General features: G+C 69.9%; 15 protein-coding genes and 1 tRNA gene. 8 read left to right on the top strand and 8 right to left on the bottom strand.

All coding sequences use genetic code 11. From position 1 onward, the window contains the following. Positions 1 to 317: 317 nt before the first annotated feature. Positions 318 to 2,303, top strand: coding sequence for a 3-hydroxyacyl-CoA dehydrogenase/enoyl-CoA hydratase family protein (locus EXE51_RS14590; RefSeq protein ID WP_089308111.1), 1,986 nt, complete (start codon positions 318 to 320; stop codon positions 2,301 to 2,303). A gap of 15 nt (positions 2,304 to 2,318) precedes the next feature. Here EXE51_RS14590 and EXE51_RS14585 read toward each other — a convergent pair whose 3' ends face one another. The 3 genes from EXE51_RS14585 to asd all read right to left on the bottom strand — a co-directional run bounded on the left by EXE51_RS14585 (position 2,319) and on the right by asd (position 4,361). Further along, positions 2,319 to 2,945 (bottom strand): class I SAM-dependent methyltransferase, encoded by a 627-nt coding sequence (locus EXE51_RS14585; RefSeq protein ID WP_137692932.1) that lies wholly within the window; start codon positions 2,943 to 2,945, stop codon positions 2,319 to 2,321. Between the two features lie 99 nt (positions 2,946 to 3,044). Next, positions 3,045 to 3,257 carry a hypothetical protein gene (locus EXE51_RS14580; protein WP_049931540.1) on the bottom strand — a complete coding sequence of 71 codons (213 nt, stop codon included), beginning with the start codon at positions 3,255 to 3,257 and terminating at the stop codon, positions 3,045 to 3,047. A gap of 57 nt (positions 3,258 to 3,314) precedes the next feature. Beyond that, positions 3,315 to 4,361, bottom strand: a complete 1,047-nt coding sequence (asd, locus tag EXE51_RS14575) for an aspartate-semialdehyde dehydrogenase (RefSeq protein WP_094494324.1) — start codon at positions 4,359 to 4,361, stop codon at positions 3,315 to 3,317. A gap of 621 nt (positions 4,362 to 4,982) precedes the next feature. Between asd and EXE51_RS14570 the strand changes: the two genes are divergently transcribed. Further along, entirely contained in the window at positions 4,983 to 5,723 is a 741-nt protein-coding gene (locus tag EXE51_RS14570) for an MBL fold metallo-hydrolase (RefSeq protein ID WP_137692931.1), read from the top strand. A gap of 175 nt (positions 5,724 to 5,898) precedes the next feature. On the opposite strand, the gene EXE51_RS14565 is transcribed toward EXE51_RS14570, so the two are convergent. Next, a tRNA-His gene (locus EXE51_RS14565) sits at positions 5,899 to 5,971 on the bottom strand. Positions 5,972 to 6,112: 141 nt separating this feature from the next. On the opposite strand from EXE51_RS14565, the gene EXE51_RS14560 reads away from it, so the two are divergent. From EXE51_RS14560 to EXE51_RS14540, 5 genes are all read left to right on the top strand, one after another. Further along, positions 6,113 to 6,568 carry a DUF5814 domain-containing protein gene (locus tag EXE51_RS14560; protein ID WP_049930709.1) on the top strand — a complete coding sequence of 152 codons (456 nt, stop codon included), beginning with the start codon at positions 6,113 to 6,115 and terminating at the stop codon, positions 6,566 to 6,568. Positions 6,569 to 6,692: 124 nt separating this feature from the next. Continuing rightward, positions 6,693 to 7,589: a COX15/CtaA family protein gene (locus EXE51_RS14555; protein WP_255509923.1), complete on the top strand. Its 897-nt coding sequence runs from the start codon at positions 6,693 to 6,695 to the stop codon at positions 7,587 to 7,589. A gap of 139 nt (positions 7,590 to 7,728) precedes the next feature. Next, positions 7,729 to 8,550: a basic amino acid ABC transporter substrate-binding protein gene (locus EXE51_RS14550; RefSeq protein WP_049930712.1), complete on the top strand. Its 822-nt coding sequence runs from the start codon at positions 7,729 to 7,731 to the stop codon at positions 8,548 to 8,550. Positions 8,551 to 8,629: 79 nt separating this feature from the next. Then, the gene (locus EXE51_RS14545) at positions 8,630 to 9,466 is read left to right on the top strand and encodes an amino acid ABC transporter permease (protein ID WP_049930713.1); all 837 of its coding nucleotides are present in this window, start codon (positions 8,630 to 8,632) and stop codon (positions 9,464 to 9,466) included. Next, on the top strand, positions 9,463 to 10,191 hold the full coding sequence (locus EXE51_RS14540; RefSeq protein ID WP_086215741.1) for an amino acid ABC transporter ATP-binding protein: 729 nt from the start codon (positions 9,463 to 9,465) through the stop codon (positions 10,189 to 10,191). The genes EXE51_RS14545 and EXE51_RS14540 overlap by 4 nt, the downstream gene beginning before the upstream one ends. A gap of 7 nt (positions 10,192 to 10,198) precedes the next feature. Here the strand turns inward: EXE51_RS14540 and EXE51_RS14535 are convergent, their stop codons facing one another. Beyond that, entirely contained in the window at positions 10,199 to 11,269 is a 1,071-nt protein-coding gene (locus tag EXE51_RS14535) for a zinc-dependent alcohol dehydrogenase family protein (RefSeq protein ID WP_137692930.1), read from the bottom strand. A gap of 146 nt (positions 11,270 to 11,415) precedes the next feature. Between EXE51_RS14535 and EXE51_RS14530 the strand changes: the two genes are divergently transcribed. Continuing rightward, complete coding sequence (locus EXE51_RS14530; protein WP_137692929.1) at positions 11,416 to 12,570, top strand: HAMP domain-containing sensor histidine kinase; 1,155 nt, start codon at positions 11,416 to 11,418, stop codon at positions 12,568 to 12,570. A gap of 19 nt (positions 12,571 to 12,589) precedes the next feature. On the opposite strand, the gene EXE51_RS14525 is transcribed toward EXE51_RS14530, so the two are convergent. The 3 genes from EXE51_RS14525 to EXE51_RS14515 are packed head-to-tail and all read right to left on the bottom strand — an operon-like array spanning position 12,590 to position 15,898. Further along, positions 12,590 to 14,092: a replication factor C large subunit gene (locus EXE51_RS14525; protein WP_137692928.1), complete on the bottom strand. Its 1,503-nt coding sequence runs from the start codon at positions 14,090 to 14,092 to the stop codon at positions 12,590 to 12,592. 55 nt (positions 14,093 to 14,147) lie between these two features. Then, entirely contained in the window at positions 14,148 to 14,444 is a 297-nt protein-coding gene (locus EXE51_RS14520) for a DUF3006 domain-containing protein (RefSeq protein ID WP_049930723.1), read from the bottom strand. Continuing rightward, positions 14,441 to 15,898, bottom strand: coding sequence for a lamin tail domain-containing protein (locus tag EXE51_RS14515; protein WP_137692927.1), 1,458 nt, complete (start codon positions 15,896 to 15,898; stop codon positions 14,441 to 14,443). The genes EXE51_RS14520 and EXE51_RS14515 overlap by 4 nt, the downstream gene beginning before the upstream one ends. Positions 15,899 to 16,096 lie beyond the last annotated feature (198 nt).

The raw sequence follows: 16,096 nt of genomic DNA, 5'->3' as shown, positions 1-16,096 counted from the left end.
GGACCGCCACTCTTCGCCGCTGGCCCGTCAGCGTCCGCGGCCGGGTCGATCGTTCCGTCGACGCCGTCGTCCATACCGAAGCGAGGGACCGCACGGAGGAGTACGTTCGGTTCCGGACCGGTCCGCGCGGCCTCTCACACCCCGCGTCGAGCGCTCGTGCTCGTCTCAGTCCCTCGCACCCCGCGTCGACCGTTCGTGCTCGTCTCAGTCTCTCGAACCTCGCGTCGAGCCGCCGCCAACCCACCCGAATAAACTTACAGTTTGTTTTACGTTTGGAAGATGAAAACGTTCAACCATGACGGTTCCGACTCTCAGGTATGCAGCTCGAAGACGTCCAGCGCGTGACGGTGCTCGGCGCCGGGAACATGGGCCACGGTATCGCTGAAGTGGCCGCCCTCGCCGGCTACGACGTGTCGCTCCGCGACATCAACGATGAGCTCGTCCAGAACGGGTACGACCAGATCGAGTGGTCGCTCGGCAAGCTCGCGGAGAAGGACCGAATCGGCGACGACGAGGCGGACGCCGCGCTCGACCGCGTCGACGCGTTCGTCGACCTCGAGGACGCGCTCGACGGCGCCGACGTCGTCGTCGAGGTCGTCCCCGAGAAGATGGCCATCAAGAAGGACGTGTACGACGACGTGGTCGAGTACGCGCCCGACGAGGCCGTCTTCGTCACCAACACCTCCAGCCTCTCTATCACCGAGCTGTCGGAGGTGACGGACCGCCCCGAGCGCTTCTGCGGGATGCACTTCTTCAACCCGCCGGTGCGGATGGACTTGGTCGAGGTCATCTCCGGGGAGCACTCGAGCGAGGAGACGCTCGACCTGATCGAGGGGCTCGCCGAGTCGATGGGGAAGACGCCCGTCCGGGTCCGGAAGGACAGCCCCGGGTTCATCGTCAACCGCATCCTCGTCCCCCTGATGAACGAGGCGGCGTGGATCGTCGAGTCCGGCGACGCGACGATGGAGGCGGTCGACTCCACGACGAAGTTCGACATGGGCCTCCCGATGGGGTCGTTCGAGCTCGCCGACCAGGTCGGCATCGACGTGGGCTACCACGTGCTGGAGTACATGCACGAGGTCCTCGGCGACGCCTACCGCCCCTGCCCGCTGCTCGGCGAGAAGGTCGAGGCGGAGGACCTCGGCAAGAAGACCGGCAAGGGATTCTACGACTACGAGGACGGCGACGGCGCGCAGATCCCGAGCGACGCGCTCGACGACGACGTGCGCCGCCGCCTGCTCGCGGTGATGGCCAACGAGACGGCCGGCCTGATCGGCAACGACGTGGCCGACGCCGACGACATCGACGAGGCGGTCAAGCTCGGCGCGGGCTTCCCCGACGGCCCGGCAAAGCTCGCTGACGAAGAGGGGCTCGACGCGCTGGTCGAGACGCTCGACGCCCTCGCGGAGGAGACCGGCGAGGAGCGCTACGAGGCGACCGACTACCTGCGCGAGGCGGCCGAGTCGGGCGGCTTCCGCGGCGACGGAGCCGACGGCGACGCGGAGAGCGGCCCGGCGTTCGACGTGCTGAACGTCGACGTCGACGCCGACGCGCGGGTCGGGCACGTCGAGATCGACCGCCCGCACCGGATGAACACGATCAGCGGCGACGTGCTCGACGAGCTCGCCGACGCGATCGACCTGCTCGACGGCGACGACGACGTGCGGGCGATCCTCCTCTCCGGCGCGGGCGACCGCGCCTTCTCCGCCGGCGCGGACGTCCAAAGTATGGCCGCGGGCGGCGCGGACCCGATCCACGCCGTCGAGCTCTCTCGGCAGGGTCAACAGACGTTCGGCAAGCTCGAGGAGTCGGACAAGCCCGTCATCGCCGCCATCGACGGCTACTGCCTCGGCGGCGGGATGGAGCTCGCGACCGCGGCAGACATGCGGATCGCCTCCGAGCGCTCCGAGCTCGGCCAGCCCGAACTCGACCTCGGCCTGCTCCCGGGTTGGGGCGGCACGCAGCGGCTCGCGCGCGTCGTCGGCGAGGGGCGCGCGAAGGAGATCATCCTCACCGCCGACCGCTACGACGCCGAGACGATGGCCGACTACGGCTTCGTCAACGAGGTCGTGCCGGGCGACGAGCTCGACGACCGGGCGCGGGAGCTGGCAGCGCAGCTCGCGGGCGGCCCGCCGATCGCGCAGAAGTACACGAAGCGCGCGATCCACGCCGGACGCACCGACAACGAGGCCGGCCTCGAAGTCGAGGCGATGGGCTTCGGCCACGTCATGAACACCGACGACCTCATCGAGGGCGTCACGGCGTTCATGGGCGACGGCGAACCCGAGTTCGAAGGGAAGTAACGAGGGCTCGGCTGCTCACTCGGTGAGCCGCGCGGCGAAGAACGTCCAGCGCGCGTCGGCGCCGTCGGCGAGCGAGTCGTCGACGGTCGATTCCCGCTCGATTACGAAGCCGGCGTTCCGGAGCTGCCGCCGAGTCGCCTCCGCGCCCGCGATGTGCCACTGCATCTCGACGCCGGTGTCGAGCCAGTCCGGGTTCTCGCCGTTCCACGGCTCCGGTCCCTCGGAACAGAGGAGCCGTCCGCCGTCGCCGAGGACGCGGGCGAACTCGTTGACGACGGCCTGGTGACGCCCCTCCGGAACGTGGATTAGCGAGTGGTACGCCGTCACCGCGTCGAAGGCGCCGTCGCGGAACGGGAGCGCGACGAGGTCACCCTGCGCGAGCGGCGCTCCGGAGACGTTCTCGGCGGCCAGCGCCAGTTGGGTGCGCGAGATGTCCGCTCCGACGGCGGTCCCGGAGTCGTTCAGCGCTCGGAGCACGGGCGTGCCCTGCCCGCAGCCGGCGTCGAGGACCCGCGCGTCCGGCGGCAGCGACTCACGGAAGCGGTCGAGGACCGCTCGTCCGCGGCCGTCCTCGACGCGGTCGGCCGCGTACGCCGTCGCGAGTTCGTCGTACCCCCGGCGGACGACGTTCCTGTCGACCATGTGCGGGGACATTCGCGACGGGCTGTTGAACGCTTCGGTCGGCGCGGTCTCGTGGCCCCCCGGAGTATTCGGTGCCGTCCGGTGCCCGTCCGGGACCGATCACAGCGGCGTGTCGGCCGCCGCGGCCACCTGTCTACTGACGCTGCCGACGAGGTACGCGACCGCGGCGACGAAGAGGACGACACCGACCACACTCGACACGCCGGGGAGCGCGGCCTCGACGAACGCGGGGAGCGTCGTCGCCCCGGACACCGGGAGGAGGAGGACCGCGACGCCCCGGCGGACGGACCGTTTCGCGGATGGCTCTGCCATGGCGTCGGCCGACGGAACGCGGAGAATAAAGTGGTTATCGGTCGGCGGCCGGCGCGCTTAGACGTACCCTTCCTCGACGAGCAGCTCGCCGTTGAGCAGCGAGGCGCCCGCCGCGCCGCGGATCGTGTTGTGCGCGAGGCAGTTGTACTTCGCGCCGGCGTCGGTGGTCTGGACGCCGCCGGCGACGATGCCCATCCCGTCGGCGTACGTGCGGTCGAGGCGGGGCTGCGGACGCTCGCGCTCGTCGTCGCCGAACACCTTGATGAGCTGTTCGGGCGAGCTTGGGAGGTCGCCGACGCCCTCGAACGAGCGCATCGCCTCGCGGAGGTCCGCCGGCGCGGGGTCCTCGGCGAACTCGGCGAAGACGTTCTCCAGGTGGCCGTCGAGCGTGGGGATCCGGTTACACGAGGCGGCCACGTCGGCGTCGTGGAGGGAGACCTCGGCGCCGTCGAACTCGCCGAGCAGCTTGCGCGACTCCGTCTCCATCTTGTCCTCCTCGCCGCCGATGTGGGGGATGGCGTTGTCGAGGATCTCCATCGAAGTGACGCCGGAGTAGCCGGCGCCGGAGACCGCCTGAAGCGTCGAGACCCGGACGCTTTCGAGGCCGAACTCGTCGATCGCCGCGAGCGTCGGCACCATCGTGATCGTCGAGCAGTTCGGGTTCTTCACGAGGGCGCCGTCCCAGCCCCGCTCGTCGCGCTGGACCTCGATGAGCCCGAGGTGGTCGGGGTTGATCTCGGGGATCGTGAGCGGGACGTCCGCCGCCATGCGGTCGTTCGAGGAGTTCGAGGAGACGACGTATCCGGCATCGAGGAACTCGGGCTCGACCTCGGCCGCGACGCCCGACGGGAGCGAGGAAAAGAGGAGGTCGACGTCGTCGTCCGCGACCCCTGCGGGGCTCGTCTCGGCGACCTCCATCTCGGCGACGCCCTCCGGAATCGGGGTGTCGACGCGCCACTTGGCCGCCTCGCGATAGGTCTTGCCCGCGCTCTCCGCGCTCGCGGTGACCGCGGCGAGCTCGAAGGTCGGGTGGTCGTCGAGCAACTGGATGAACCGCTGGCCGACCGCGCCGGTGGCACCGAGGATGCCGACTCGTACTGACATTGCGCGTGGGTCCGTGACAGGGACGTAAGTGCGTTCGGATAGCCGTCGATACCGCCGAACGCGGCCGGCGATTCGGCCTGACGGTCGGTCCGACTATGATGCGTCGGCGACCGCGGCGCGTTCCCAACGAACCGTCGCCGACCGGCGCGGTCCGGGAGATATTCGCCGATCCGGCAGGAACGTTCCGTTCTGGGCGTCAGGTGCGTTCGAAGCACGCCCAAGTTCGACGGGTTCTTGCTCGTCCCGACCCTGTCCGCCGCCACGCTGGCGAGCGTCACCCACGAGACGGCCCGCTCGCTCTCCTTCGGCATCCGGCCGGAAGTCGTGAGCCTCTCACCCGACCGTTTAACCGCGCGCGACGGCTACCCGAACGTGCGCGCCCCTAGTCCCCGCCCGAGTACTCCCCGATGGGAGCGATGACAGCGCGGAGAACCCAGGCGCGTGACACCGGTCGCGAACGCGACCCGCCCGTCGCCGCGCAGGCGACCGCCCGCCACGAGGGTTTCCCGGTCGACGCGGCACGCCGCCGGAGATGAGACCGGTCGTTAGTGTCGCGGGCGACATTCCGACGCTCGACAGCGGCGCCGCAACGCACAACCCCTCGCGCGCCGAAGGCCCGACATGTCGAACACCCGCGGCGCCGGCCCCGCCGTCACTCTCGTCCGCAACGCCACGGCGCTCGCGACCGTGGACGGGACGACGTTCCTCGTCGATCCGCTGTTCGCGTCCGAAGGCACGCTTCCGCCGATCGACAACACCCCGAACGACCGGCGCAACCCGCTCGTCCCGCTTCCCGACGTCGACCTGTCGCACGACGCGGTGATCGTCACCCACCGCCACCCGGATCACTTCGACGACGCGGCCGCGGAGCGACTCGACGCCGACGTGCCGCTGTTCTGTCAGCCTGCGGAGGCGGACGCGTTCGTCGAGGACGGCTTCACCGACGTGCGACCGGTCGAGGAGACGGCGTCGTTCGACGGCGTCGCGCTCCGCCGAACCCCGGGCCGTCACGGACACGGGGAACTTGCCGAGCAGATGGGTCCGGTCTCCGGGTTCCTGCTTGACGGCGACGAGACGCTGTACCTCGCCGGCGACACGGTCTGGTACGACCCGGTCGCGGAGACGCTGGCGGAGTTCGACCCCGACGCCGTCGTGCTCAACGGCGGCGCGGCGCGGTTCAACCACGGCGAACCGATCACGATGGGCGTCGAGGACGTCGCGGCCGTGCGCGAGGCCACCGACGCCCCGGTCGCCGTGGTCCACATGGAGGCGATCAACCACTGCCTGCTCTCGCGCGAGGAACTCCGGGCGGAGACGGCGGACGTGCTGATCCCGGAAGGCGGCGAGCGGATCGAGTTCTGACCGGCGCCTCGATCACCGCTTCAATTCGCTACGGAGCCTCGCAGCTCGCGATACTGCTCGCCGCGAGAAGGTCCAGGTGCGAGAATTGAACCCGGGCGAGACGCGCTCCGCTCGTCTCGCATGATTCAATCTCGCCTTCCGGACTTTTCGCTCCTCACTCCGTTCGTCGGAAAAGGTCCGGGTGCGAGAATCGAACCCGCGTCTCAGCCTCCACAAGGCTGAAGGATAGTCCACTACCCTAACCCGGACACGCGTCGTCAAATACCCCGCTTCGATAAATAACGGTTACGACTCCCGGACGGGCGTGTGACGCGATGTCGTTCGAACCGCCGACGGTCTCTCGATCACCGCGTCGCTTTTGAGGGCTGCGGGCGTACGAATCGCTAACTGTGGCCTTTACCGACAAGATCTACGTGAAGAACCACCGGCAGCTCGCCTCCCAGCTGGAGGCGAACATTCCGAAGGGGGCGTTCGCCGGCGCCACCCTCGACCTGCTGTTCACCGGCGACGGCCTCTCGAAGCTCGACGAGACGACCCGCGACCGCGTCCTCGACTTCGCCGAGGACTTCCTCGACTGCGACTGCGATTCGAACCCGTACTGCGGCTGCCCCGAGGAGAAGTTCATGCGCTATGTCCTCGAACTGCGCGCCGAGGGGCTCGGCCCGCAGGCCATCGTCGACGTGATGACCGACGATTACATGGTGTACGCGTACACCGGCGACGTGCTCTCGTTCCTCGACGACTCCGTCCGGAAGTTGGAGGCGATCGAGACGCTCGCGGACGTCGACGGCGACGAAGAGATGTCCGAGCGGGCGCGGCGGGCGAAGCGAGAGCTGTCCGGGTAGCGGTCGCGTACCGGGGGACGCTCGACCGCCTCGACCGTCCGTCGCCGCCTGTCGACCCGTGCGCCCTTCTCGATCGCGAGGAGCGGCCGAACGGTCTAAGTGCGCGCGCGCCCGAAATCGGCTAATGAGTCTTCGGCCCGCGTGGCTAACGTTCAGGCGATACGCGGCGGCGACGACGGGGATGACGCTCGTCCTCTTCTCGCTCGGCGTCTACACCGCGGCGACCGGCTCCGGGCTGGCGTGTCAGGCCCAGTGGCCGCTGTGTTCCGACCAGCTCATCCCGGCGCTGACGATTAACCCCGACTTCATCGAGTGGTTCCACCGGGCGTGGGCGATGGTCACCGGCTTCCTCATCGTCGGCGTCGCCGGGTGGACGTGGCTCGGGTCCGGGTTCGAGCGCCGGACCAAGCTGGCGGCGACGCTGGCGGTTGCTATCTTACCGCTCCAGATCACCGTCGGCGCGATCACCGTCACCCTCAGCGGGCTCATCCCGGGCGGGTACACGGTGTCCACGCACGCGGCGCACCTGTCCGTGGCGCTGATCATCTTCACGCTGCTCGGGCTGGCGACGATCTGGGGCGGCGGGCGCGGGAACGCGCGACTGCTCCGGGCGGCCGCGGGAATCGCCGTCGCCGGTATCGTCGCCAGCGCGGTCTTCTCGCGGGCAGTCCCGTTCCTCACCTACGCGCCGCCCGCGCAGGCCGCCTTCTACATCACCGGACTCGCCGGACACCTCGGGCTCGTCGCGGCCGTCGCGTACGCGACGGAGGCGGTCCGGGGCGGGTACGACGAGCTCGACGCCGGGACGGCCAACACCGTTCGCGCGTTGGCGGCCGGGTCGTTGGCCGCGCTCGTGGGCACGCTGCTGCTCGGCCGGGACCTCGTGTTGTACACCGCGACGTGGCAGCAGATCAACCTCGCCGTCTTGGCCGTCGCCGTCGCGCTCGCCGCGGGCGCGGCGTGGACCCTCCGCGGCGCCGACGAGATGCGCGACGGGAGCGTCCCGATCGGCGGCGACTGATCGGGCCGCTCGCCGTCGGGTCGCGGCCCCGAACGGAGCGGCGTCTCTCCTGAACGACCCTGTCGAACCCCCGCAGTTCGGCAAATATTGCTATCTCGCGGCCGAAACGTTGAAATCGTGATCAACCGAGAAACGGTGTATGGACGAAAACCGTTCTGTGAACCGGCGACAGTACCTGACCGCGGTCGGCGCGAGCGGACTGGCGGCCACCGCCGGCTGTATCGGCGGCGGCGGCGGGGGCGGTGAGACGATCACCATCGGCTCCGACATCCCATACGCGCCCTTCGAGTACCGCAACGAGGCGGGCGACCTCATCGGATTCGACGTCGAGATCGCCGAGGCCGTGTTCGGCGAGCAGCTCGACATGGACTACGAGTTCCAGGAGACCTCCTTCGACGGGATCATCGCGTCGCTGAACAACGCGAACTTCCGCGTCATCATGAGCGCGATGACGATCAACGAGTCGCGCGCCGAGCGGGTCGACTTCTCGGACCCGTACTTCACCGCGTACCAGACCGTCCTCCTCTTGGAGGGCAGCGACATCGGCTCCCGCGAGGACCTCCAGGGCACGTCCGTCGGCGTCCAGCGCGGGACGACCGGCGAGGCCGCCGCCGAGGACCTCCAAGAGGAGTTCGGCGGCGACCTCCAGATCGAGAGCTACGACCAGATCAACGGCGCGTTCGACGCGCTGCTCAACAATCAGGTGGACGCGGTCATCAACGACAACACCGTAAGCGCCTCGTTCGCCGCGGAGAACGAGGAGGTCGTCTTCCTCGAGGGAGACGGGGTCGCGGCCGACCGCGACGACGCGCCGCCGTACCTCACGCTGACGATCGAGGAGTACGGGATCGCGTTCCGGCAGGACGACGACGACTTCCGAGAGGAGGTCAACGGGGCCCTCGCGACGATCCGCGAGAACGGGACGTACGAGGAGATCTACAACGAGTACTTCGACGGCTGAGTCTCCGGACCTCGCCGTCTCTACCTGATATCACATGGCAACACAGACAGAATCGGAGTCGAGCGGCGGCGGCGTACTGATGCGCGACCGGCTGGTGAAGCGGGTCGGCGAGGTGGCCGCCGGGGGGTTCGTGCTGGCCATCGGGGGACTGTTGGCCTGGATCCTTTCGACGCAGGTCGACTACAGCCTGCTCGCCTCGCCGCTCATCGCGCGGCGGTTCGCGGAGGCGTTCTTCCTCGTCATCCAGATCGTCGTGATCTCGAGTCTCCTCTCCGTGTCGCTCGGCGTCCTCGTGGGGCTCGGCCGGATCTCGACGTCGAACGTCACCGGACGGATCGCGAAGGGGTACGTCGAGTTCTTCCGCGGCACGCCCCTGCTGTTCCAGCTGTTCGTCATCTACTTCGGCGTGCCGCGGCTCTGGGCCACCGGCGAGTTCCCCTTCACGGACTGGGCGATCCCGGCCGCGATCATCGGGCTCACGCTGAACCACGGCGCGTACGTCGGCGAGGCGATCCGCGGCGGGATCGACGCCGTCCCGAACGGCCAGATGGAGGCGGCCCGGTCGCTCGGGATGTCCCGCGTGATGGCGCTGCGGCAGGTCGTCCTCCCGCAGGCGTGGCGCAACGCGCTCGCGGCCATCGGCAACGACCAGATCATCCTCGTGAAGGACACCTCGCTGCTGACCGTCATCGCCGTCCCGGAGATCATGAGCGTGTTCCGAAACATCAACAGCAACCAACTGGACCCGTGGACCCCGCTCGTGTGGGTGTGCGTGCTCTACCTCGCGATCACGATGTCGATGAGCCAGCTCGTCAACGGACTGGAGCGCCGGTCGGACTGGGGGTCCGACAGCCGGATGTTCGGTCGGCTGTCGGGGCTCGGCTCCGGCGACGACGACGGGGGTGAGGAGGCGTGACCGGTCCGCTCGTCGAGTTTGACGGCGTCGACAAGTCGTTCGGCGACACGCAGGTGCTGTACGACGTCGACGTCGACGTCGACGAGGGAGAGGTCGTCGTCGTCATCGGACCGTCCGGGTCCGGGAAGTCGACGCTGCTCCGGTGTGCGAACCGGCTAGAGGAGATTCAGGGCGGCGACATCCGGCTCGACGGCCGGTCAGTGATCGAGACGGACGTCAACGAGATCCGACAGCAGATCGGGATGGTGTTCCAGTCGTTCAACCTCTTCCCGCACAAGACCGCGCTGGAGAACGTCGCGCTCGCCCCGGAGAAGGTGAAAGGCGAGCCGGAGGGCGAGGCGAAGCGGGCCGCGTCCGACCTCCTCGACCGGGTCGGGCTCGCCGATCAGGCCGAGTCGCACCCGGGCGCGCTCTCGGGCGGCCAGCAGCAGCGCGTCGCCATCGCCCGCGCGCTCGCGATGGAGCCGCGGGTGATGCTGTTCGACGAGGTGACGAGCGCGTTGGACCCCGAGCTCGTCGGCGAGGTGCTCGACGTGATCGAGGGGCTCGCGGCCGACGGGATGACGATGGTCCTCGTCACCCACGAGATGGGCTTCGCCCGCGAGGTCGGCGACCGGATCGTCTTGATGGCCGACGGCCGAGTCGTTGAGCGGACCGAGACGCGGTCCTTCTTCGACGAGCCGTCGACGGACCGCGGTCAACAGTTCCTCTCGCGACTGCTGTAGGCCGCGCTCAGAACTCGGTAACGACCTCCACGCCCGCCACCTCGTACTCGTCCATCGCCGCGAGCCGGCCCGACACCTCCGGCAGTGACAGTTCGCGAGCGACCAGGGCGCCGGGGTCGATCCCCGTCGACTCGATCAGCGCGAACAGGTCCGGGTAGCTCGTCGGCGGCATCCCGCGCGAGCCGAGGAACGAGATCTCCCACCGGGTCATCCAGTCGGTCGGGAGCGACACCTCGCCGCGTTCGGCGTCCGTCGTGAGCCCGACTTGGACGTGGGTGCCTCGGGGACGCAGCGACCGGACGGAGTTCCGACAGGTCTCGGCGATCCCCAGAGCGTCGAGCGAGACGTCGGCGCCGCCGTCGGTGAGGTCGCGGATTTGCTCGGGGACCGAACTTTCCTCCGGCAGCGACCCCGGACTCACGCTCTCGTCGGCGCCGAGCTCGCGAGCGAGCGAGAGGGCCGCGTCGTCGATGTCGACCGCGATCACGCGCGCGCCGAGCGCCGCGGCGATCTGGACCGCGGAGAGGCCGACGCCCCCGCAGCCGTGGACGGCGACCGCGTCGCCGCCGCTGACGTTCGCGCGCTCGGCGAGCGCGTGGTACGCCGTCATGTACCGACAGCCGAGCGCCGCGGCCGCGGTCGCGCCGAGCCAGGCGGGGCGCCCGACGAGGTTGTAGTCGGCGGCCGGCACCGCCACTCGCTCCGCGAACGCGCCCGGGGCGGCGGCCTCGAACCCCAGCGCGCGGCCGTCCTCGCAGACGTTGCCGGCCCCGCGGCGGCAGTGGGGGCACGTCCCGTCGCCGAGCGAGAAGGGGACGACCACGCGGTCGCCCGGGCGGAACCGGTCGACCTCGTCGCCGACCGCGACGACCTCGCCGGCCGGCTCGTGGCCGAGCACTTGGCCGCGCGGGACGCGGTCGTCCGCCCACTCCCCGTGACCGGCCCACGCGTGCCAGTCGCTGCGGCAGACGCCGCAGGCCTCCACGCGGACGACGGCGCCGTCGGGCTCCGGTTCGGGGTCGGGAAGCTCGCGAACCGCGAGCGGCTCCCCGTGGTCTCGAAGGATCGCAGCGCGCATACGGCGATCAATCGGCGGACGCGACAAAGGTCTCTCGGCGGTTCCGCTTCCGCGATCGATTTTTTCGTGTTATTTTGACTTGATCTCAGTGTATGACAAGTGATAGTTGAGTAATGTTTATGTGGACCGAGTAATCTGGTTGACACGTGTCACGACCGATGAAGCGACGGCCCGGGATCGCCTACCGCCGACCCGAGGGGGACCCCTCTCGGTTCGTGATCGAGGCGGGAGACGATCCGCGGGTCCACGTCCCGGAGCGGCCGGACGGCGGTTGGCTCGACTGCGTGGCCGACGAGGACCGCGACCGTCTCCGGGAGGCGCTCGAGACCGACCCCGTCGACGTGGTGTACCGCGTCGCGTCCGACAGTGAGCCGCAGTGGGTCCACGAGCGTGGCCGGGCGACCGAACGCGGCGACGTGGCGGGGTACCTCTTCCCCGCCGACGAGCGCGTCGAGCGCCGCAAACGGCTGGAACGACAGCGCGAGCGGCTGGAGGAGTTCGCGAGCGTTGTGAGCCACGACCTCCGGAACCCCCTCTCCGTCGCGGTCGGAAACATCGAACTGGCCGACGACCTCGACGGCGACGCGTCGACGGAGCAGCTGGACCGCGCCCTCGACGCCCTCGACCGCATGGACCACCTCATCGGCGACGTCCTGACGCTGGCGCGCGAGGGGAAAACGGTTCAGGCGACCGAGCCGACCGACCTGCGGTCGGTCGTCGAGAGCGCGTGGCGGACGACGGGCCGACCGGCCGACGCCGCGCTCGTCGTCGACGCACCGCTCCCGACGATCCGGTCGGACGCGGACCGACTCCGACAGGCGCTCGAGAACCTCTTCCGCAACGCGATCGAACACGGGACCCCGGACGAACCCGGCTCGGCCGGCACCGGCGGCGACGAGTCGGACCCAGACGAGCGCGGCGCGCCGAGGACGTTCGCCTCGGGAGCGGGGTCGCAGGCCGACGGCACTCCCTCGGACCCCGACGAGGCCGCGGTCCGCGTCCGGGTCGGGCGGACGCGCGAGGGGTTCTACGTCGCTGACGACGGGCCCGGGATCGACCCCGACCAGCGAGACGCCGTCTTCGATGCTGGACACACCACCGCGAAGGACGGGACGGGCTTCGGGCTCGCCATCGTCGAGCGAATCGCCGAGGCGCACGGGTGGACCGTCTCGGTGACGGAGGGCCGGGAGGGCGGCGCGCGGTTCGAGTTCTGCCGCGTGGATGCGATCGAGCCTGCGGGCGTGAGCGACGGCGGTTCGGGGCCGAGTTCGTCCCCCCTCAGCGGCAGCGGGAACCGGTGAACTACCCCCCGAGACCGGCTCACATGAAGTCGGTCAGCCCGGCCTGATCGTCGTCTTCCTCCTCGTCGGCCGCTTCGTCAGCGGCCGCGCCGTCCGCCGAGTCGCGCTGGTCGCTCCCGTCGGCGGTCGCCTCGGAGCCGTCGCGGTCCGGGCCGTCGGGCGCGCCCGAGTCGCTCTCGTCGTCTCGCCGGTCGGCCGCGGCGTGCGCGAAGGCACCGTCCGCGTGCTCCTCGATCAGTTCCTCGCGGCGGGCCTGCGCGTCCTCAACGATCGACGCGACCTTGTTCGTCGACTCGCCGGAGCCGGTAACGAAGGCGACGCCCGCCTCGTCGAGGTCGTATGCGGCCGCCATCGCGACGGTCAGCTCGCGGGGCTTACAGTGGTGCGTGACGGTCTCGAGGAACGGGAGTACCTCGCGTCTGGCGGTCGCGACGCTACAGCCGCTCGCGGCCGCAATCTTGCCGACGACCTCGTCGGCGGTCGCGTCCGACGACGACCAGAACTGCGGGCGGCCGTACCGGGTCCAGCCCCCCTTCTCGCCGTCGCGGGCGGACGCGACGCCCGCCGCCGCGTTGTCGGTCGCGTACCGCCAGTAGGAGTAGTTCTGCGTGGCGCGGACGCGGCCGAGCCACACGTCGGCGTTCGCGAGGAAGTCGTACGCGCGAACCGCCGCCGCCGGCTCGTACACGTCGAGGACGTTGTTCTCGATCCACGCCGTCAGGTCGTCCGGGGTCTCGTCGACGGCGTACGCCGACCGGAGCGCCTCCTCGGCGGACTCCTCTTTCAACACGGCGTCGAGGAACGGGAACAGCCCCAGCGCCTTGTCGCGGTCGCCGGTGACCACGTCCTCGACTGTGATCGAGTCGCGCCCCTGCGTCGCGGCTTGGAGGTCGTTGACCGCGCCTCGGAGGTCGCCGCGGTTCCCCTCCGCGATCCGCTGGAGGGCGTCGGAGTCGAACTCGATTCCCTCCTTGCGGCAGACGTCGCGGAGGACGGGGACGATGGAGCGCGCGGAGACATCGCGGAACTCGATCTCCTGGGTCGCGTTCCGGAGCCCCCGCGACATGTCGTAGTAGTCGTTGGCGATGAGCACGATAGGCTGGCCGGACTCCTTGACCAGCTTCGTGATCGCCGAGGCGCCGCCGCGGTCGTAGTTGCCGTGGATGTTGTCCGCCTCGTCGACGATGACGAGCTGTCGCGAGGCGGTGTCGCCGCCGGCCGCGCCGCCGCCGGCCGCGCTCCCGCTGAGGGTGGCGTTCCGCGCGGCCCGGCCCGCGAACCGCTCGATGACGTCGGCGGTGCGCTGGTCGGAGGCGTTCAGCTCCACCGTCTCCCACCCCATGTCGTTCGCGAGCGCGTGCGCCGCGCTCGTCTTCCCGACGCCGGGGCTGCCGTGGAGGACGACCGCCTCGTGATGGTCGTCCCACGAGCGGGCCCACTCCGCGAACGCGTCGCGGGCCTTGTCGTTGCCGCGCACCTCCGAGAGCGTGCTCGGGCGGTACTTCTCCGTCCAGTCGGCCATTACCGAAGCAAGGAGCGAGCCGCGTTTAGTGGTTGCGGAGCGACCGGCGCCGCCCTTACGCCCCCTCGTCGGACGGCGGTCGCTCCGAGAGCCGATCGAACCGGTCCTGCGCCGCCTCGGCGCGGCGCTCCGTCTCCTCGGGCTCGTACGAGGCGGCCTCGATACGCCCGCCGTCGAGCGTCACCGACAGGACCGCGTCGGCATGCCCTCCGTCCGGCGGAAGCCGTGAGGCGTCCAGCACCGCGTCCCCCACCTCGTCGCCGTCGCGCTCGAAGAACACGGTCGCAAGCCCGTCCTCGACGCCGTCCACGACCGCGGTGTACTCGCCGTCGGGGAGATCGATACCGGTCATTCGTAGCTCACCGCAAGCACGCGTTCCCCGGCGGCGTTCGAGAGTATCACCGTGTCGCCGGCGTTGTTCCAGACCGGCGACCCCGCCCCCCAGTACAGTTCGGCGTCGGTGTCTGCGCCGCTCCCCGTCCGGAGCGTCACCGTCGCGCCCGCGTCGAGCGTGTATCCCTCCGGGAACGCGTAGCTGTGCGCCGCCTCGTCCGCGACCGTCCACCCGGACAGGTCGATCGGCTCGTCGCCCGCGTTCTCGAAGACCACGTACTCGTCGTTCAGGTTCTCGCCGTCGTCGCCCTCGGCGTCCGCGTTGATCGCCGCGACTTCCAAGGCTGCGGCCGGATCGGTCGACGCCGTCTCGTCCCCTCCGTCAGTGTCGCCGCCGTCGTCGTCGGCGTCGCTGTCGTCGTCGGCTCCGCCTCCGGAACCGCCGTCGACCGGGTCGCCGCCGAGCCGAGCGCGTTCGACGACCTCGCCGCCTGCCCCGGGTTCGATCGGCTCGCCGTCGCGCACCGCGAGCGGGTCGGTGGGCGCGTCGCGCTGCGTCCGCACGGAGACGCCGTTCCCGTCGCTCACGAGGACGACGGTCCCGTGCGTCGCGGTCCAGTAGGTCGGGAGCGACCGGTCCGCGAACCGCCGGAGGACCTCCTCTGTCGGGTGACCGTACTGGGAGTCGTACGCGCTCGACACGACGACCGCCCGCGGTCCCACCGCGTCGAGGAACGGGCCGCTCGACGAGCTCGACGAGCCGTGGTGGCCGGCCTTCAGCACGGTCGACTCCAGTTCCGACCCGTACGCGTCGATCAGGTACGCTTCTTGATCGTCTTCGGCGTCGCCGGACAGCAGGAAGCTCGTCTCGCCGTGGGTGAGCCTGAGCACGACGCTGTTCTCGTTGCGCGCTTCGCCTTCGAGGTACGGCTCGGGCGGCCCGAGCACGTCGACGCCGACCGCGCCGAACGAGATCGCGTCGCCCTCGCGCGTCTCGTACAGCGTCACGTCGTGCTCCTCGACCGCGTCGAGGTACTCGGCGTAGGTCTGCGTGCTCGCGGCGATGCCGGGGTCGTAGACGGCACCGATCCCGTCGGCCTCCGTCTCGTAGTGCTCGATGATCGCCGCGTTGCCGCCGATGTGGTCCGCGTCGTTGTGCGAGGTGACGAGGTGGTCGATCCGCGTGATGTCGTGCCGCCGGAGGTACTCCAGCACGTACTCGCCGTCGTCGTTGTAGTGACCCGTGTCGACGAGCATGGTCGCTCCCTCCGGCCCGACGACGAGCGTGCTGACCGACTGCCCGACGTTGATGAAGTGGACCTCGACGGTGCCGTTCGCCGCCTCGGCCGCCGTCTCGTCGCCCGCGTCCGGTCCCGTCGGCGCCTGATCGCCGGGTACCGCGCCGGCACAGCCCGCGAGGAAGATGATCCCCGCGAGCAGGAGGATCCGGAACGCACCGCCCGTTCGTTTCATGTTTCGTTGATATTCTACACGGGCAAAGAGGTACGCATCCGTTACCGACCCGCACGTGTACTGTCCCGGATCGCGTCGCACCGTCCGCGAAGAGCGACAGCGGTCGCGCTAGCCGCATCCGGACGGTCCGCGTAGAATTCCGTATGGGACCGCTGAGCGGCCGCTATACGGGCTATACGCTTCTCTTATTGCGTCGTT

The sequence above is a fragment of the Halorubrum sp. CGM5_25_10-8B genome, from assembly GCF_005435095.1.
GTDB classification, from domain to species: Archaea; Halobacteriota; Halobacteria; order Halobacteriales; family Haloferacaceae; genus Halorubrum; species Halorubrum ezzemoulense.
Note: the sequence above shows the minus strand (reverse complement) of the source record. Positions and strands in the feature narration are given on the sequence as shown.